Origin of the sequence: Desulfosporosinus sp. HMP52 (genome assembly GCF_000765145.1) — a bacterium.
In the GTDB taxonomy this organism is placed as follows: Bacteria; Bacillota; Desulfitobacteriia; order Desulfitobacteriales; family Desulfitobacteriaceae; genus Desulfosporosinus.
This window is the reverse complement of the sequence record NZ_JMGA01000062.1, coordinates 1-17,775: the sequence shown is the minus strand read 5'-3', so window position 1 is coordinate 17,775 and position 17,775 is coordinate 1. Positions and strand designations below refer to the sequence as shown.

Sequence of the window (17,775 nt, the reverse complement as noted above, 5' to 3'; positions counted from 1 at the left end):
GTCCTCCTTTAGACGATTTGATAATTCCATTCCAGTAGTAAAACGGCGATCATTGTTAGAAGTTTTACCAATATATGAATATTCGCTCTTTGGCCAGGCTTTTCCTTCTTAATTAGCCCCTTACCAGCAAGTCCGCAAGTTCTTCCGGAGAATTGACAAGATAATCCGGGTTGCCTTCATCAATTTTTTCTGGTGTATGCCATCCCCAGGTAACCCCAATAGTTTTTGTACCGGCATGTTTACCTTCTATCATATCTCCTTTTGTGTCTCCAACATAATAGGCAGGAATACCGGGATGTAAGGAAATTACACTAAGGATCTTTTTTATCTTGCTCTTTTCCTTCTCCGCACCAATGACATCTTTAAAGCAGTCAATCCCGTTACAATTTAAGATCTGTTTAGTGGCCTCGGAAAGGTTCGATGTAATAACATATACATGGTGTTTTTCGGCGATTTTGTTAAGCGCTTCGCCGATACCATTAAAAAGCTCGAGATGAGTTAGCTGCTCATTTTGTAATAGTTCATATCGCTTAAGAATCTTATCTATGGTAGATTCCGTAATTCCACGACTAATCATTGTTTCGTAAACATTACCCTCGAAAAATGAAATAACATCTTTCGGCTCTTTGATTCCCAGAAACCCATTTTCTAAACAAGCCTGAGAAAAGCGGGAAATAAAAACATCTAAAGAATCAACTATAACACCATCATAATCAAACATTACCAGCGCCACATTTTTACCCCCTACCACCCTAACTAACTATGTACTAAAGATTGTATTATATAAGATCCCCATCTCTTTTTAGAGAAGGGGATCTTATACTTAAACCGCTTATAGAAAGTCTATAAAATTACCGGAGTGAATCTCTCAAAAATCAGGTACTATTATCCTAAGAAATCAAATTTATTGTTACGGAAAGCTTTGAGGTAGTTAACACAATAGTCGTCACGTCCCGCAAGGGCTTCAGCTGTGACTAAGCTGGCCATCATCATTTTATCGAGAGGGTTGATAATAAGACCATCTAAACCTTTACCAATAGCCATAATAGCGAAGGCCTGGTTCATGAATTTACGGACAGGAAGCCCATAGGATACGTTAGACAGACCGCAAATTGTGTGGACTCCTTTAAAGCGAGTCATAATTGCTTCTACTGAATTAATAAACTCCACAGCGAAGGTATTGTTAGTTGAGACTGGTTGAACCAAGGGATCTACATAAATATTTTCCAGCGGAACATTGTTTTTGACCAGTCCATCGATGAGTCGTTCAGCAATCTTGAGCCGTGCATCCATAGTTTCCGGCATCCCCTCATCACTCATGCAAAGGGCAACTACTTTTAAATCAGTTCCGGCAATTACTGGAATCAAGGCATCATACCGATCTTTTTCTAAGGAAATTGAATTGATCATGGCAATTCCTTTATGTACTGACAACGCTGCTTCAATCGCTTTAGGATCTGGGCTGTCAATACAGCAAGGTGCATCAACTGCTTCTTGTACTGTGGTTACGAGCCACTTTAAGTATTCTGGTTCTTTGCCGACGAAGATACCCGCATTAACGTCGATAAAGTCTGCCCCGGCTTCCCGCTCATCCCTAGCCACCTGTTTAATATATTCAGCATCTTGGGCTTTGATGGCTTCCCCGATAGCCTTACGACTTGCATTAATCAATTCTCCAACTACTAACATGATAGTTCCTCCTCATATTTAACTTAATCTAAGTGCTGCAAATATATATAGCAAGTTTCATGCCAATATTGTCTGTCAGCGAATATTCAGATTTACCCGATTATTGAAGGATTTTTAAGAAGTAAGCAGTATATTATAACCTGATTTATGTTGGGAAAGGTGATTAGCGAACTTGGTCAAGTCATTCTTGACTTCATCCTAAGGAACTGACTTCAAATTCAAGTCAATACGACTTATAATTTAAAGTCAGTTCCTTAGTTCAAGATCTTAGCCAAGGATAGCTGCTTCTTAACTGGAAGCTTGACTTACCAGACTTAAAACTAATCTTTTCTGCTTTAGAATTAGGGAATTATTTAGATGTAAGCCTACGGGCAGTTTCTACTGCACCGGGTGCATCGGTACTCCAACCATCTGCTCCAATTTTATTAGCAAAGTCCTCTGAAACAGGAGCACCCCCTACCATAGTCTTAATGCTTAAACCTTGTTCTCGTATTGCTTTAACTGTAACTTCCATAAAAGGCATGGTTGTTGTTAATAATGCAGACATGCATATGATGTCAGCTTTTTTTTCTTTGGCATTAGCAATAAACTTATCCGTATCCACATCTACACCGAGGTCATAAACCTCAAACCCCGCCCCCTCCATCATCATTGATACTAAATTTTTCCCAATATCGTGCAAATCACCTTTAACTGTTCCAATGATAATGGTACCCTTCCTCTCACTATCCCCTTGAGACAGTAAAGGCTTTAATACCTCAAGTCCACCTTTCATGGCTTTGGCTGCCATCAACATTTCCGGAACAAAGAACTCTCCTTCAGAATAGCGCTGACCAACTTCATCCATTGCCGCAATCAGACCCTTGCTCAAAATTTCTGAGACATCTGTTCCGCTTTTTACCTCGGCATCGACAAGTGATACTACTTTATCAACACTAAATTCTACAATCGCATCATAAATATCTTGTACACTCATTTTTATTATCTCCTTTTCTGTTCAATCATTCAACAGTTATCTTAAATTTTTTAGATATTTTTTCCTTTCCGTATTAAAGGCTCCACTTAGCATCTCCGGCAACAAGTCCCTTAAATTGCTCGCGAATTTTAGCATCCAATTCCTCAGAAAAACGCGACTTATTAGGTTTGCTCAATATTTTGTCAGCCTCTTTCATGGCACGAGCGTGAGCATCAGGTTTGCCTTGATCTTCCCAACGACGACGCATTTCTCTGGTGGCAACTTTTGGTAAGACGGCTATGGTACGCATATTTTTCATCGTATGATCTGCGTCCATGTAGCTGCCGCCAGGTCCGACTTTAGCTATCAAATCTAAGCATAAATTTTCTTCACTGTACTCATAGCCCTTTTTGATTCGTTTGAGCATGAGTGCTATTTCGTTATCAATAACGGCTTTGCCAAAGTCAAAGGCCATTAGACTTCCCAGTAGACCACCCATATTAAATAAATCCGCTCCCGCAAGTAACGCTCCCGTAGTGTTCATCCCCGTTTCATAACCGGATTGAGCATCATTCGTGTGAGCATTGGTTAAGCCAATGTATCCGCCGGAGGGAACATTGTAGAATCTGGCCATCTCAGTATGGGCCATTTGCAGCATACCCGTTTCAATTGCTCCCGGTGCATAGGCACCTGTCCTCATATCAGCGACTGTTGACAATACCGCGTAAATCATTGGGGCCCCGGGACGAATCATCTGGGTTAAAGTAGCTAGCCCTAAGAATTCAGCATTACCAAGAGTCAGCGTCCCCATCAGACTAAGGGGTGAGGTCATGCCTGCATTAGGAACTATGGTACCGTAGACCGGTAATCCTTCTTCAATTAAGTAAATAACCGCTTCAGTAGATTCCACATCAAAGGTCAAGGGAGAGACAACCGGGCAGTAGTGGTGATTGATAAACGGGCGTCTACGATACTCTTCTTCCCCTCCGGCTATCAAATACCCTAGCTCCAATACGGCTTTAAGATCCTCCATGTTAGGTGTATTACTGCGGACGGGTTTTTTACAATTTTTCAAAGCCGGATAAAATCGTGAAAGACTAAACTGTCCTTCTGGGGCATCATCTGCTAACGTGGAGATTGAGAACACGTCAAATCCCGGCAACTCGTTAATTAAATAGGCAATATTGGCAATATCATCGGAGGTGGCCCGTCGTTCTTCCCCTGTTTTAGGATCGATAATATTAGGTGCGGAGCTCCCAGTTACCACGACTGGACGATCTCCAGGCATGGTTATATCAAACTTCGGATCTTGGGCTGTAAAGGTATAGGTTGGCACAAAGGTTTCCCGAGCTTTCTCGACAACTTCCCTAGGAAACTTAACCATCATTGTCTCCGTATCAACTATGCAGCCATTTTGGGCGAAGATTTCTAGGGCCTTTTGGTTACGGACCAACATCCCTACATTTTCAAGGATTTCTAAAGAAGCTTCATGAACTCGCTCTACTTCTGTTTGACTAAATATCTTTGTGAATTCCACAACTAAGTCCCCTTTCTCATGTTCCATTCATAATTGATTAATTGACCATAAGGATTCTTAAACTCCTACGGATTTTGCCATTTCGGCAATTTCTGTTTTATGATTCTCAATCCAATTCATTAAACGAACATTGTGTTGTAAGTAAGCAATATACTCGTATTCATTCAGATCTGTGCCTGCATAGTAAGCCGTTACATCCCAGTTAATCAAGTACATATTGGCTGCGGCGATCATGGTAGGCAGGTACTCAATTTCGACTTCATTTAAAGGTTCAAGCCCTTTCAATTCCACTAATTTCTGTTGGTAAGCTTTTAAAAAAATAGAACACTTATCCAGGAGTAATACGCCATCTTTCTCATCTTGCCAAGAGCTGCAGCAGTAAGCCATGGCTAGAGTTACATCGAAGAGACGACGATCGATTTTAGACCAATCAAAGTCAAATATTCCAACAACCTTGCTGTTTATATATTTCAAATTTCCTGCGTGAAAATCGTTATGGCAAGGAGTAAGGGGCATCTTATTTAATACTTCCTGAGAGATCTGAGAAGTCTCGATGACTGCTAAAATGGAGTCCAGCTTACTTGTATAATACCTATGAAACTTTGTGTCAATTTCCGTTTGGGCTAATGCTTTATATTTCTCAGGCAAAGTCGGTAGAAATTCCATAATCTTAGGCTCAATTCTCTCAAGACCCTGAGGATCAAAATCTCTTGCGGCATTATGGAAGGTTGCTAGAACACCAGCAGCGCTGGCGTATTCATCATCATTTAGATTGGGTGTATCCCAAGTGTATAAGTCCTCACCCTTTAAAAACTCATAAATAGCAAAATAGATATCTGTTGCGTTTTCATTGGATCCTTCAGTTTTTTTGACAAAAGAAGCACCATCCCTAGTGCGGATTAATCCTGCAGCAATGTCTAATCCGTGAGCGATTGAATAATCAATCATTGAATGCTCAAATAATATTTCAGTCGGTGTGATTCCATATTTATATTTGCGTACAAAATACTCGCTCTTAACCCCGTCTTTTTCAGTATAAATTCCAAAACTTCGGTTGACATAGCCACCAAAGATTTCATAAATGGCCGTTACAATTCCAAGGTCATAACTTTTCAGGACCTCTAAAATCTGATTGCGAATCAAGGCTGTTTCCATGGATTGAAAAAAATTAGCCGCAATGGTCTTAAGCTCCTTACTTTGAAAAAACAAATTAAAGGTTTGATCGACACTGAGTTCTTCAAGATGTCTCATTCTACTGATATCCATGTGCATCCCCCTCATTTCTGGATATGAGAGAATCAATATCTGCTCTCTCATGATCAAGTGCTTGCTTAGGTAAATAATATCATTAATAACAACTGAATTTTCTAACACATTCCTGCTCGTTTTGACTCATTACAACCAATTGAATATTCTCACTATTTAGTACAATATGGGATACCTTGTCACTTATCCTCAGATTAATATAAAAAGACAGGTTTATTCTTAGGAGAACAATACCTGTCTTTGTTAATATAAATTAAGTCCATCGATTCTTTTTACTAATGATCTTATTGATGTTTTCATCCAGAAAAGCCTTAACTTCAAAAGCATCCTCAAAGTAATAATCTGCACCTATCCGCTTGGCAAAGCCTGCATCAATAGGAGCCCCTCCAACAACAATGATTAAGTTTTTACGAATTCCTGATGACTCTAATTCATCGATTACTTCTTTCATCATAGTCATTGTGGTAGTCAGTAATGCTGACATCATAAGGATATGAGGTTTTTCTTTTCGCACAACCGCTGCAAACTTTTTGGGAGTAACATCGACTCCTAAATTAATGACTTCAATTCCTGTGGCCATAACTAACATTTTTACGAGGCTTAAGCCTATGTCATGTAGATCTCCTGCTACTGTCCCCATAACAATCTTGCCGGAACTAATCTTTTTGGTGTTCTCCAGTAATGGCTCGATCAGACTTAGGCCTGCATGCATAGCTCGGGATGCCATGAGCACTTCAGGAACCATCACTCTCTGCTTTCGGAATTTCTCGGCTACACGATTCATTCCGGCAATTAAGCCTTTCTCTAAGACCGACTCAGCCGAAAATCCCTGTTGCAACGCCCGTTTGGTTAAGGCCAAGCATTGTTCAGCGTCTCCAATGGTAATGGATTTAATGATTACTTGAAATACCACACTTTCACCTCTAATACAAGCTGTTTTTATAGGTCAGTGGAGTAACACCTATATATTTCCTAAAGACCTTGGAAAAATAGCTTTGGTTTTTAAATCCAACTGCCTTTGAGACCTGAGCAACACTAAATTCAGGTTTCTTCATGATTTCTACTGCTTGCTCTACCCTGACCCTTGTTAAATAATCATTAATCGTACAATCTAATTCTTCCCGAAACAATCTTGAAAGATGGGAGGGGCTAATAAATAAATGTTGGGCTATATCATTGACAGTAAGGGGTAAGGCATAATTCTCCATAATAAAATCCCGAGCATTCTTGACAATGGCGATATGTTTTTTATCAGCTAGGGTGAATATGCTCTCTAAGAAGGTTTCGACGATTCGCTGAATCTTATAAAAGTACTTCTCGACTCGTTCAAATCCTTCCATTTCTTTAACAAAATCTTTGAGCAGCTTCATAATTCGCTCTGCATCGGCACCACCCTCTACAGCAGCTCTAGACGTCAATGTGGCTAATTCCATAAGCCTTAATTTTACTGTTTCAAGATCACCAAGAGTTTTCGTATGAAGATCAGTCAATAGACTTTGCAGAGTTTGATTAGCCCTGGTTCTATCACCAAGGCGTATATAGCGTAAAAATTTTCGTTCCTTTTTTAAATAATCATCGTAATTATTTAAGTCGGGCAAGTTTCTCCTCTTGCGATCTTCTATTTCTTGCCGGATTTGTTGTTGTTGCAATCGAGTAGCATTGATTTCTTCCAGACTATTCATATTTCGTTTGACCATATGATTCACGACGACGAACAACATATCAGCAGCAGCTTGCGAACGTGTAGGGGAAACAACTTCAAGCTTACAGGCCATTTGTTTTAACAGTTCAAAGTTCTCTATTTTACAATTAAGCTTCTTTAGTTCCTGAAAGAAAAAATGATCCGGTTCCCACATAAGAACTTGCCCACAGATAATGCTTCCTCTAGAAACCCCTTGAATCATGATTGGCACAGCCCAGATGACCAGTCCTGCATGACAGCGAAAGAAATAGGGTTCCTCCCACTTAGCAGCCTCAAAGCTAGCCCGCTTATACGAATCCTGACATCTTCTTTCTCCTTCAGGCTGAGATCGTATATACCGACAAAATTCACTTCGTTCTATATTCCCTGGTAAGGAGAAGGTTGCACCTTCATTATTAATGGCCTCAATGTGTAACCCAGTTGCATTATGAAAGCTCCCTAAGCTTTCTTCCAAATAATTAGAATTTAGAAGGTTAGAATCTAATGTTTGGAGCATTGAACTCATCCTTCCATCACTAGAAGTGTTTCTCCCAGTCGCTAATTTAAACAATTTCATTATATCCATTTGAGCTACCATAACTTAACGGTTAAAGACTAAAGTCTTTAAGACCACCGGCACAACTCTTCCCCCCATCAGAGGTTTACCAATATCGATATAATCACAATTATCCACTTCAATCTGATCAATGCAAATCACTTCTAAGGGGTGAGTTGCAGAAGCATTGATACACTGTCCTAAAACTTTCCCACAATCAGCTTCCATAACAAGAATAAGTGGTTTGGCATTCACTATATAGTCCTGCATGCCCAAAAGAAGTCCTTGGGCAAAGCTATTAATATCTAAAAAAGACATGGTTCGGGGGCCTTTCATTGCTATAGCTACAACCCCCTCGGTTTGAGCCACCTGAAGTTGAATCATCTCGCTCTTGATCACTTCTGCTATCATTTCAGGTGTTTCAGGGATTACGGCTGTGAATGGCGAAACAACCATTATATTGCGCAGTGGTAATGTGGTTTCCTGAAGATGAATTGTACTGCCACTTAAGTTGACTGACTGTGTTCCTGTCCCAATGACAGTGGCTCGTACAGTTTCGTTAGGTTTTTCTAAGACGAATCCGGCTGAATCCAGACTCACTTTAAGCTCCCAGCCGAGAAGAGGGCCAAAATCTCCAAAGACAGTCACTTCAGCCATCCGTTCGGGTTCCTTCTCAGCATAGACATAATCTGCTACTCCGCCGGAAATCATTACTTTTCGAATTGGGTGTGCTAACTGCAACGGAGGAGTCATCAGCAGTTTATGGGTTAAATTCGAGTGTACAGAAGTCTTGAGAACCTCTACAATACACTCAGCCATTGCTTTAACAACAGGGCGAAGCTGAGGAAGGGTCACCCGCTCTCCGACTTGCAATCTTTGTCCGGTAGTTTCTAAGGCAGTCTGGGCCGGTTCAGAAATGTAAGTGATTCTGTCCCCATGACGCTCAAACTCGATTAAATGTCCACCAATATTTAGGCAGGAAGAATCGACAGCCTTACCTTCATGAAAGGTGGCATAGTTGGAGGTTCCACCACCGACATCGATATTGACGACGACTTGATGTCTCTCTGCTGAATATAAAGCAGCACCTGATCCTTTACCGGCAAAGATGGCCTCCAGATTAGCGCCGGCAGTAGCCACAACAAAGTCACCGGCAAACCCTGCTAAAGCATCTATGATGGCTTTAGCATTTTCTTTCTTCGCTGTTTCTCCCGTAATGATCACTGCTCCCGTATCGATCATCTCAGGAGTAAGTCCGGCAGCTATATATTCACTTTCCAAAATCTTTGAGACCGCAACCGCATTCACCAAGTCGCGGTCTACCAGTGGGGTAAAATAAATCTGGCTGCGATGAATGACTTCTTTATCCGTAATTTCTACGTGTGGAACTAAGCTGCCCGAAGCAGTGTTCTCAATGGTTAATTGACTAATCACCAATTGGGTAGTTGTGGTTCCAATATCAATGCCCACGCTTGTGATCCTTTGATTATTCGACTCGGGCATTTTATCACCACCCCTATTTTTGCTGGTTTAGCTTAACGCCGCTTGCTTTGGCACTAAGAATCTGTTTTATAACATCCGTTAGATGTGCTCCTGCTTCAGCAGGTGGAATACCGCCCTTATGAATATTTGATATTACAGTGCGATCTGCTTCCACCGTATTTTCATCCGGCCGATAGATCATGTAAGCACTAAGGCTTTCCGCGGTTCCAAGCCCCGGACGCTCTCCGATCAAAGAGATGACTACATCGCAATTGACGATGGAAGCCACATGGTCTTGAACCCATACTCTGCCGTTTTTAATAAAAAATGGTGCGCCAACTTTGATGCCCGAGGATTTTAATCCTTGCATGAGGGCTGGCAATAAGTCCGGGATATTGGCCTCAATGGCACTTGAACTAAGACCATCGACAATCAAGATTTGAACTTGAACATTTTTCTCGCATTTCTCGGCGATCTTTCTGGCTGCCTCTTCGGATAAACGGCGTCCTAACTCTGGGCGTTGGAGAAACTCATCCTTACTTCCAGCAGAACTTTGGACAGCCATCAGGTTCATTCGCTGCAAAAACTCATCTGATACATCCAGGAATACTGCATCTTGTGCTACAGCATGGTCAGCAAGAAATCGCAGCAAAGACATTGTTTTGGGACGTGTCCCGGCTCTTCCAATTCCTATCCGTGCAGGAGTCAGCTTTTTCATAGCCCTAACTGCATCGGCATTGAAGGGATTGTCAATTTGCATTTCTTCTTGGGGAGGGAAGGTTACCATTTCCTCTGACTGTGGGTTAGGAACAAAAGGCATATCCATCATTGCTGCTGACATCATATGATCTTTCCCTTTTTGTGAAAGCAGCCCTTTCTTAGCTAGTTCTTCCATAACACTTTGGATAATAACTTTCTCTAAATCGTTATTCGCGACTGCCACCTTGAATCGCCTCCCTATTTATCAAATATGGATGGGTCTCCGGCTCTCTCAGTGAGTTTGCCGTTCTCCAATATACCCATTTTCTCCAACCACTGCTCGAACTCAGGAAGCGGTCTTAGCCCTAAGATTTCGCGGGTACTTGCATCGTCATGATAACTCGTGTCCTGATAACTTAACATAACATCGTCACCGCCCGGAACTCCCATGAAAAAGTTTGAACCAGCCATAGCACAGAGGAGGGTCCCCATCTCCTGATCATTTTGATCTGCTTTCATATGATTTGTATAACAGGGTGCGATCCCCATGGGTAATCCATGAAGCTTACCCATAAATAAATCTTCTAAATCCGCCCGGATAACTTCACGCCCGGAATAAATGGTCTCCGGTCCAATAAATCCGGAAACATTATTGGTCATAAAAGGACGATAACCCCGGGCAAATCCATAGGTTCTGGCTTCTAAGGTCATCATATCAACCCCTAGATGGGCATCCAGGGAAACCTCAGAGCCTTGTCCGGTTTCAAAATACATAAGATTGGGGCCGGTGGCCGATCCCTTACGCTGGGCCAAAGCAAAAGCCTCATCTAAAATCGCAGAACTAACACCGAAGGCATCATTAGCCTTTTGGGTTCCGGCAATACTCTGGAAAACCAGATCAACCGGGGCTCCTTTTTCGATTGCTTTCATTTGGGTGGTAACATGAGCCAGAACACAGTTTTGGGTGGGGATTTCCCACTTTACCATGAAGTTCTTGACTGTATCTAAGAGGCGGGATACTGTCTCAACATTATCTTCCACGGGATTAATTCCAATCACGGCATCCCCGGAACCATAAGCTAACCCTTCCTTTAGAGACGCTAGCATCCCTTCGACACTATCTGTCGGATGATTGGGCTGACAACGAAAAGCCAGGGTTCCGGGAATACCTAGGGTGGTGTTACAGTGAGATTGAACGCGGATCTTTTTGGAACCACAAACCAAATCCATAGTAGACATTAATTTGGCTACTGCAGCGATCATTTCACTGGTCAGTCCACGGCTGATATGAAGCAGGTTTTCGCCTGTTGTTTTGTGGTCTAAGATATATTCTCTTAAATAGCCCACCGTCCAGCTTTTGATCTCTTGATAGATTCTTAAGTTGAGCCCATCATAAATAGCTCGAGTGACCTCATCCTCTTCGTAAGGGATGACAGGGTTATTGTAAATATCCTCAAGAGTGAGGTTACTAAGCACTAATTTCGCCGCTACTCGTTCTGAAGCTGATTTAGCGGCAATACCCACTAGTTCATCCCCAGATTTTTCTTCATTGGCTTTCGACATAACCTCTTTAAGACTTTGAAAGGCAAAAATTTTGTTGTAAACTTTTGCTTTTAGAATCATTGAATAATCCCCCAATCTGACATAATGTCCTTATTCACAAAAATCTGCCCAGTTGGCTGGATAGGTACAATAGAAAACTTTACAGAACGTTGGTGAGGAAAAGACCACTTGGCTTCCCTTCGGGATGTATACCACATCTCCTGGCTTAGCGCGGAAGACTTGCCCTGCCACTTCAAGGACAAATTCTCCTTCTATAACATAATCCACTTCATCATAGTTCAAGAACCATGGCAGCTGTGAATGATCAAAGGTCATAAATCCTGAGGCCAGATTTCCTACCCGGGAGTCAATGACGTCTACTAGCCCTACTTTTTGACCCGGAGGTGCTTCCAGAAAAGGCTGGATTACAACGGTTTCCCCTTTGACATGGGTTGCCTTGGGGTTTTCGCAGGCAGGTTTGAGGACCTCTCCTAGGATCTTCTGTACAGCTTTTTTCAGGTCTTCATTTTGGTTCTCTACCTTGGCAGTACCAGAGGAAACAGAAACTGCTTTTATATTATGACTAGTGATTTCTTCTCTGCCTTTGCTAATGGTAATTCCTAATTCTTTGGCAAGGTCTTTTGCAGAAGGCGTTAATACGCTGTCTTCTTCTAAGACTATATGTTTGCCTGCTTTGGCCATATCTCGTAAAACGGCTGCCGAAATGAATCGTCCCATAGTACACCTCCTTGTCGTGGTTCGCTATTCGTGGGTTCGTTGTTCGATACTTTAAGTATTCATTATTAGTATTCTTTGGCTAAACCTTGGCGCTTTGCGCCTCGTTTTTTCTTCTTTGGTATTCATCGTTTTAACCTCGTGCCTCGCTTACACCAAGCTTTCGATCAACTGTTTCGCGGGTCTGGGGATGACGACTTGACGGATAAGGAGTCCTTTTTCGCTGGCAATAGCACTTCCTTCTTCCACTGCAGCTTTGACGGAGGCTACTTCTCCCGTGAGGAGGGTGTAGCTTTTGCCCCCAATTCCGAAGGCCAGGTGAAGGAGCAGAGGCTCTACATCTCCGGCTTTGACCGCTGCATCCGCTGCTTCTATTAAGGATGCCACGGTAAAGGTTTCGATAATCCCTAAGGCTTTGACATCCTTTAGGGCGTTGGCTCGCCCGATGGCGGGCAGGATCGAGGGATGGACATTGGGAATGACAAAGGAATCCACCACGGTCTCTGCTCCTAAGTCCACTCCGGCGTTCACGGATTGCTGGACTCCGGAGACATCCCCGCTGACCATGACGATATATTTTCCGGGGCAGATGGTTTTAGCGACCAAAATAGTCACATCGGCTGTTTTGCTCATGATATCAGCGCATTCTATCCCTTGGGCTATGCTGGTTGTTTCCACTAGTCCTATGGCATGGATCATTTGGCTGCACCACCCTTCCCTATCGTTATGGCTTGGGGGGTTATTTGAGTCACGGTTCCCTCAAGGCTGGCATGAAGCTTGGCACCAAGGGCTCCTTCCGGGATGTCACCGATGAGCTGTCCGACTCGAACGTGGTCCCCCACTTTGACAACAGGAACAGCAGGGGCTCCGATATGCTGCTGCAGCCTGACGCTGACCTCCTTGGGTTCATACTTGTCTAAGGATAAGGGGGCTTCTTTATACCAAGGCCGTAGTCTCAAGCGATCCATTAAGCGAGCCGAGGGGACTAAGCGATGTTGGGCCATAGGATCCGCCTGGCCCAGCTCCCCTTGATATTTGATGCCCTTGGCTCTTAGTTCTGCTTTTAAGGCAATATTCACTCTCAGGGGTGAGATTCCCACCGGACAGGCATAGGCTTCACACACTCCACATTCCGAGCAGGTTAAAGCACTGGTGACCAAGGTTAGATCTCCTACGTTTTTGTAGTTCACGGCTCGGATGAGCCGATGGGGGGATAGTTCATGGCCGATTATATGTCTGGGGCAAAGATCGGTACAGAAACTGCACTGCTCGCAGACGGTTTTAGCGATGCGCAAGATACCGTCCACGGTCATTCCTTTGCGCTCAATGAGCATATGATCTTTAGGCAAAGCTATAAGTCCGCCGGTGGTTTTGGTGACTGTAGCGGATAAGTCACTGATGAGGCTTCCCATCATCGGACCTCCGTTGATATAGGCTAGGTCTCCACTGTCTCCGCCGGTAAGTTCCAGAACCTCCCGGATCGAGGTCCCGATAGGGACGGTGACAGAGATGGGGTTTTTAACGGCCCCGGTGACGGTAAGGGTTCGGGTGGTGACGGGGGTTCCCTCGGCGGCCTTGGCCACATTGATCAGGGTTTGGACGTTGTTGACGACAACGCCGATGTTTAAGGGGATTCCACCCGGTGGCACCCGCCTCCCTGTGGTCAACCAGATGGTGATGACTTCATCCCCCGCCGGATAGATGTCCGGCATGATGACCATCTCTAGGTTGTCTCGGGTTCTGACATAGGGCTCTAAGGCGGCTATGGCTTCCTTATATTTGGCTTTTAAGGCGATAATCCCTTTTTGGGCACCTGTGGATTCCATGGCTAGGGTTAAGCCCTTGATAAGGCCTTCGGGATAGCAAGCGGCCAATTGTTGGTCGGTTTTCAGTAAGGGCTCACATTCAGCCGCATTGACAATGACAATCTCGGCTTGCGCGGAAAGTTTGACATGAGTCGGAAATCCTGCCCCTCCTGCCCCCACGACCCCTGCCTCTCGAACTTTTTCACGGATGGTTGTTTGGGTTATCTCACTCATTTTTTCACCTGCTTAAGCATTACGCTTCAAAGGTTTCTTTATCAATAATTCCGACGATGGTGGCATCGATGGGGATGTTATTATTCGCCAAGCCTTGCCGAGCGGAGGATCCACTGGCAACCATGACGATTTCATCTTCTCCTGCTCCGATTTGGTCTGCTGCCACCAGGGAATTCCCAAACTCCTGGAGTCTGGGGGTCCCATCCTCTTGATAGGAAAGGGTTACCGGTTGGACAACGAGAAACTTTAAGCCTCGTAAGGATTCTTCTTTACGGGTGGACCAGACATTTCCGATCACTCGGGCTAGGATCATCCTTGTTCCCTCCCTTTCTCAATGCATAATTCGATTCGGCGCAGTTTTAACGTGTCTCGGGCCAGGGGAGAGATGACGGTTCCTTCCTTGACGAAGACTCTCGAGGCTTCCGGAAATCCGTAGGCTTGTTTATCTCCCAGAAATTTTTTGGTATAGTAGATCTCTTCTCCCTTGGAGACAGGTTCCTCCACGAAAACCCTTCTCATGGGTTGATTGATGACGGGATATTGGTTCGTTTGGAGTTCATTGGTTAGGGCTTTTCGCCCGGAGTTATCTGACGGTTGTTCACAAGTTATGAATGTTGATGGCTGCTGATAGTTTCCAGGGTATTGCTTTAAATGATCGGTCTTCTCCAGTGCGGTTGACATTGCGGTGATGTTACTTCCGCCGTCTAAGCTAGCAGAGATCATGACGCCATAGGACTTCAGTATGTCTATATATCCTTCATAGAGGTTCCGATAGGCCGCTGGTGTCCGGTTGGTGAAGCCCAGATACTCTGTTGAGAGCTCCATGGAGCTTCCTTGGCTGATTCCTCGTCCGATCATTTCAGTCATGGGGTTGTCCCTTATGCCTAAGGCGGCTTTAGCCAGGGTATTGGCTGAACATGTTGGGAGGATGAGGTTGGGCCAATGGGGTTTTCCCAAGGCCTCTTCGGCGCTGATCCAACTCAGTCCTGCAGGCAGTTCCGGTTTAGCCAGATAGACCTGGTCACTGGGCAGTATCCTGAGGGTGTAGCTGCTTCCCCAGCGTACTTGGATAAGATTTAAGACACGGGGCATATCCAAGACATAGTTTAAGAGGACCAGGGCTTCGGCTTTAACCCTTGGCTGACTTGCCGAATTGCCTGCTCCCTGTAAAAGTCCCTGTAAGGCGGGATCGGACAGGATGCGGCAGAGGATTTGGTTGATGAGTTCTTCGTTCATGTCATACCCCCATGAGGATGCCCTGGCTCGTAGATTCAATGAGTGCCGCATTGGCCTCATCCAGATCCAGGTGCAGTTCTTTATGGTATTGGTCACTGACACGGATTAAGACGTCTTCATAGGTGATGGGACGTGGGCTTTCTACTTTCACGCAGACTCGGTCGCCATCCTTTAAGGACCATTCCTGGGCATCTTGGGTGTGCAAATGGATGTGTCGGCTGGCGACCATTACGCCGCTGGTTAACTCCACCCTTCCCGCCGGGCCTTCAATCCTTAGACCGGGTGTGCCTTCATGTTGACCTGAATCTCGGATGACGGGTTTGACACCTAGTTTAAAGCAATCTGTAACGCTGATCTCCACTTGCGTGCTTTTCCTGACAGGGCCCAAGACCCTGACCTTTTCCAGCCGCCCTTTAGGGCCGATTAAGGTGACGGTTTCTACAGCAGCAAACTGTCCGGGCTGAGAGAGATCTTTTTGGACGGTTAAGGCATAGTGTTGTCCAAAGAGGGCTTCCAGGTCAGGTTGGGAAAGGTGGATATGCCGATTCGAGGTTCCTACGGGAACGCAATTTTGGCATTGGGTCTGATCTTTGTTCAGACAGTAGTTCTGACCTTCTTGCTGACCTTCCTTTGTTGTTCGGCTTCGGACCTCGCAAGCCAAAATGTAAAAGGTGCTGGAGAGTCGGTTTAAGGCCTGAATCAGGTCCGTCCGGCTGCAGGTACCGTTGTCATCGGTGAAGGCTCGGTTAGCATAGAGTTCCACTTCCCGGGACTTGGCTCTCAGTTGATGGAGTTTGGCTACGATAGGGCCATGAGTATAACTTAGGGGGCTATGATCTATTCCATAGTACTTTTTGGGGTGGTGGGATCTTTCCCGCAGTTCGTCGGATGTGAATCCCAGCAAGGAGGTCCATTGAAAGGGTTCTTGTTTGACTTCACTCACCATGAGTTGACGGCAAAGGGCTGAGATTTCGTCTAAGTGTTCTATGAGTTTCGCTTCACCTGCTTGATGAAAGACACATTGGACTTCGGCCAGTTCACATTGAAACAAATCCAGTTGACCTCGATAGGCAATCACCGGATGGGTCTTTGTAACTAAGACTCCCGGACGCAGATGGGTCATGTGTTCCGGTTTGCCCCCCCCAGGTGTAGCTGCGGTTGTGGTGGGTGCAATCGTCGCAGTGCTATTTGTCGTCCCAGATGCCTTTGCGCCCGTATTGGTAACCTTTGTCGTCTGGGCCTGTGTCAGTGTCCCCTGCCGAGTTTGGAATGCTTCAGTTTTAGATTGATGCCCTCGGCTCAGGCTTTGGGCTGCCGTAGAAAAAGTCGTCTTATGAAGGTCTTGCAGTCCGTTTCCTTCAATCTGGACATCGATTCCCTTGGAGCGGATAAAGTCTCTGGCCGAGGGTGTAATCACACTTCCCGGCGGTAAGATGATCAGTTTTTCTTTGTTTTTATGCCAATTGGCTCGCAGTTCATATTCTGTGACGATCAAGTTCTCACCTCATTACAGAAGTCAGAGGTCGAAAGCCAGCGGTTAAGGGTTTAGTACATTTGCTTCAATATTAAGGACGTTAGCTAGATTGAAGTAATGGGTTAGTTGTCTCCTTACCTCTGGCTCGAACATTTGACGTTTACTTATTTATCTCCAAAGCTTTTGTTGTCACCGACAGGCAGGATGTATTCCACATCGTGATGAGGACGTGGAATGACGTGAACGCTGAGGAGTGCTCCCACGCGCTGGGCGGCGGCTGCTCCTGCATCGACGGCTGCTTTGACCGCGCCGACATCCCCACGGACCATAACTGAGACCAATCCGCCGGAGACGTGTTCTTTTCCGCAGAGTACCACATTAGCTGCTTTTAACATTTGGTCGGCTGCTTCAATCGCCGGGATTAATCCTTTGGTTTCTATCATGCCAAGCGCTATTACACTTCGATCTTGTGCCATTTTAGTCCCTCCCTAATTTCGTGGTTCGATATTCGATGTTCGTGGTTCGAGGCTGGGGATTCTTGTATGGATAACTTGTTCATTATTAAACTTATAATGGTTTGGACACAATGCTTAAATATTTTAAATCGTTAAAGGTTAGTGCTTTATTTCCCGCATTTCATGCCGTTTATATGCTGCATGACTTTGCTGAGAATTTCTTGAACTAACTCAGCATCGATTTGCGGGCTTGCTGAGGTGTGTTGTTGAGTTGTTTGAGCTCTCTCCCTGCTTTCCTGGGCATTCATGGGGTCTACGGGTTTGCGCTCCGGAATTCCCAGATGCCAGGCCACTCGCTTAATGTTCAGCAGATGCATGGGGGTTACGTTTTCTGAGACACTGGATCCGGCCCAAGTCCCGCAGCCTAAG

17 protein-coding genes and 1 pseudogene are annotated in these 17,775 nt (G+C 44.6%); all 18 read right to left on the bottom strand.

The features are described 5' to 3' along the window. Nucleotides 1–112 precede the first annotated feature (112 nt). A complete protein-coding gene (locus DP73_RS20005; RefSeq protein ID WP_034602036.1) occupies nucleotides 113–733 on the bottom strand; it encodes an HAD hydrolase-like protein in 621 nt (206 codons plus the stop codon). Between the two features lie 152 nt (nucleotides 734–885). Beyond that, nucleotides 886–1,689, bottom strand: a complete 804-nt coding sequence (locus tag DP73_RS20000; protein ID WP_034602035.1) for a methyltetrahydrofolate cobalamin methyltransferase — start codon at nucleotides 1,687–1,689, stop codon at nucleotides 886–888. A gap of 349 nt (nucleotides 1,690–2,038) precedes the next feature. Further along, nucleotides 2,039–2,665: a corrinoid protein gene (locus DP73_RS19995; RefSeq protein WP_034602034.1), complete on the bottom strand. Its 627-nt coding sequence runs from the start codon at nucleotides 2,663–2,665 to the stop codon at nucleotides 2,039–2,041. A gap of 73 nt (nucleotides 2,666–2,738) precedes the next feature. Next, complete coding sequence (locus DP73_RS19990) at nucleotides 2,739–4,181, bottom strand: trimethylamine methyltransferase family protein (protein WP_034602053.1); 1,443 nt, start codon at nucleotides 4,179–4,181, stop codon at nucleotides 2,739–2,741. Between the two features lie 57 nt (nucleotides 4,182–4,238). After that, complete coding sequence (locus tag DP73_RS19985; protein ID WP_034602033.1) at nucleotides 4,239–5,447, bottom strand: phosphotransferase; 1,209 nt, start codon at nucleotides 5,445–5,447, stop codon at nucleotides 4,239–4,241. A 253-nt stretch (nucleotides 5,448–5,700) separates the two neighbouring features. Further along, the gene (locus DP73_RS19980) at nucleotides 5,701–6,360 is read right to left on the bottom strand and encodes a corrinoid protein (protein WP_034602032.1); all 660 of its coding nucleotides are present in this window, start codon (nucleotides 6,358–6,360) and stop codon (nucleotides 5,701–5,703) included. A gap of 10 nt (nucleotides 6,361–6,370) precedes the next feature. Beyond that, on the bottom strand, nucleotides 6,371–7,645 hold the full coding sequence (locus tag DP73_RS19975) for a PocR ligand-binding domain-containing protein (protein ID WP_034602031.1): 1,275 nt from the start codon (nucleotides 7,643–7,645) through the stop codon (nucleotides 6,371–6,373). An 84-nt stretch (nucleotides 7,646–7,729) separates the two neighbouring features. Beyond that, nucleotides 7,730–9,187, bottom strand: coding sequence for an ethanolamine ammonia-lyase reactivating factor EutA (locus tag DP73_RS19970; protein WP_034602030.1), 1,458 nt, complete (start codon nucleotides 9,185–9,187; stop codon nucleotides 7,730–7,732). A gap of 13 nt (nucleotides 9,188–9,200) precedes the next feature. Beyond that, nucleotides 9,201–10,109 (bottom strand): ethanolamine ammonia-lyase subunit EutC, encoded by a 909-nt coding sequence (gene eutC / locus DP73_RS19965; RefSeq protein ID WP_034602029.1) that lies wholly within the window; start codon nucleotides 10,107–10,109, stop codon nucleotides 9,201–9,203. A gap of 14 nt (nucleotides 10,110–10,123) precedes the next feature. Continuing rightward, nucleotides 10,124–11,488: an ethanolamine ammonia-lyase subunit EutB gene (locus DP73_RS19960; protein ID WP_034602028.1), complete on the bottom strand. Its 1,365-nt coding sequence runs from the start codon at nucleotides 11,486–11,488 to the stop codon at nucleotides 10,124–10,126. A gap of 30 nt (nucleotides 11,489–11,518) precedes the next feature. Continuing rightward, nucleotides 11,519–12,145, bottom strand: a complete 627-nt coding sequence (locus DP73_RS19955; RefSeq protein WP_034602027.1) for a cupin domain-containing protein — start codon at nucleotides 12,143–12,145, stop codon at nucleotides 11,519–11,521. A gap of 147 nt (nucleotides 12,146–12,292) precedes the next feature. Continuing rightward, a complete protein-coding gene (locus DP73_RS19950; protein ID WP_034602026.1) occupies nucleotides 12,293–12,841 on the bottom strand; it encodes a BMC domain-containing protein in 549 nt (182 codons plus the stop codon). Next, nucleotides 12,838–14,181, bottom strand: coding sequence for a 4Fe-4S dicluster domain-containing protein (locus tag DP73_RS19945; RefSeq protein WP_034602025.1), 1,344 nt, complete (start codon nucleotides 14,179–14,181; stop codon nucleotides 12,838–12,840). Before DP73_RS19945 ends, DP73_RS19950 begins: the two co-directional genes overlap by 4 nt. Before the next feature lie 19 nt (nucleotides 14,182–14,200). Beyond that, nucleotides 14,201–14,494: a EutN/CcmL family microcompartment protein gene (locus tag DP73_RS19940; protein ID WP_034602023.1), complete on the bottom strand. Its 294-nt coding sequence runs from the start codon at nucleotides 14,492–14,494 to the stop codon at nucleotides 14,201–14,203. Next, a complete protein-coding gene (locus tag DP73_RS19935; RefSeq protein ID WP_034602021.1) occupies nucleotides 14,491–15,417 on the bottom strand; it encodes a flavoprotein in 927 nt (308 codons plus the stop codon). Before DP73_RS19935 ends, DP73_RS19940 begins: the two co-directional genes overlap by 4 nt. 1 nt (nucleotide 15,418) lies before the next feature. After that, on the bottom strand, nucleotides 15,419–16,912 hold the full coding sequence (pduL, locus tag DP73_RS22845; RefSeq protein ID WP_034602019.1) for a phosphate propanoyltransferase: 1,494 nt from the start codon (nucleotides 16,910–16,912) through the stop codon (nucleotides 15,419–15,421). A 143-nt stretch (nucleotides 16,913–17,055) separates the two neighbouring features. Beyond that, entirely contained in the window at nucleotides 17,056–17,367 is a 312-nt protein-coding gene (locus DP73_RS19925) for a BMC domain-containing protein (protein WP_014902502.1), read from the bottom strand. Between the two features lie 146 nt (nucleotides 17,368–17,513). Beyond that, nucleotides 17,514–17,775: pseudogene (locus tag DP73_RS19920) on the bottom strand (acetaldehyde dehydrogenase); the annotation flags it as partial.

What these genes read in the sequence shown, in the direction of transcription:
- DP73_RS20000 (WP_034602035.1), bottom strand. Translation starts at nt 1,689, where the DNA reads ATGTTAGTAGTTGGAGAATTGATTAATGCAAGTCGTAAGGCTATCGGG.
- DP73_RS19995 (WP_034602034.1), bottom strand. Translation starts at nt 2,665, where the DNA reads ATGAGTGTACAAGATATTTATGATGCGATTGTAGAATTTAGTGTTGAT.
- DP73_RS19985 (WP_034602033.1), bottom strand. Translation starts at nt 5,447, where the DNA reads ATGGATATCAGTAGAATGAGACATCTTGAAGAACTCAGTGTCGATCAA.
- DP73_RS19975 (WP_034602031.1), bottom strand. Translation starts at nt 7,645, where the DNA reads ATGCTCCAAACATTAGATTCTAACCTTCTAAATTCTAATTATTTGGAA.
- DP73_RS19970 (WP_034602030.1), bottom strand. Translation starts at nt 9,187, where the DNA reads ATGCCCGAGTCGAATAATCAAAGGATCACAAGCGTGGGCATTGATATT.
- DP73_RS19960 (WP_034602028.1), bottom strand. Translation starts at nt 11,488, where the DNA reads ATGATTCTAAAAGCAAAAGTTTACAACAAAATTTTTGCCTTTCAAAGT.
- DP73_RS19955 (WP_034602027.1), bottom strand. Translation starts at nt 12,145, where the DNA reads ATGGGACGATTCATTTCGGCAGCCGTTTTACGAGATATGGCCAAAGCA.
- DP73_RS19950 (WP_034602026.1), bottom strand. Translation starts at nt 12,841, where the DNA reads ATGATCCATGCCATAGGACTAGTGGAAACAACCAGCATAGCCCAAGGG.
- DP73_RS19945 (WP_034602025.1), bottom strand. Translation starts at nt 14,181, where the DNA reads ATGAGTGAGATAACCCAAACAACCATCCGTGAAAAAGTTCGAGAGGCA.
- DP73_RS19940 (WP_034602023.1), bottom strand. Translation starts at nt 14,494, where the DNA reads ATGATCCTAGCCCGAGTGATCGGAAATGTCTGGTCCACCCGTAAAGAA.
- DP73_RS19935 (WP_034602021.1), bottom strand. Translation starts at nt 15,417, where the DNA reads ATGAACGAAGAACTCATCAACCAAATCCTCTGCCGCATCCTGTCCGAT.
- DP73_RS19925 (WP_014902502.1), bottom strand. Translation starts at nt 17,367, where the DNA reads ATGGCACAAGATCGAAGTGTAATAGCGCTTGGCATGATAGAAACCAAA.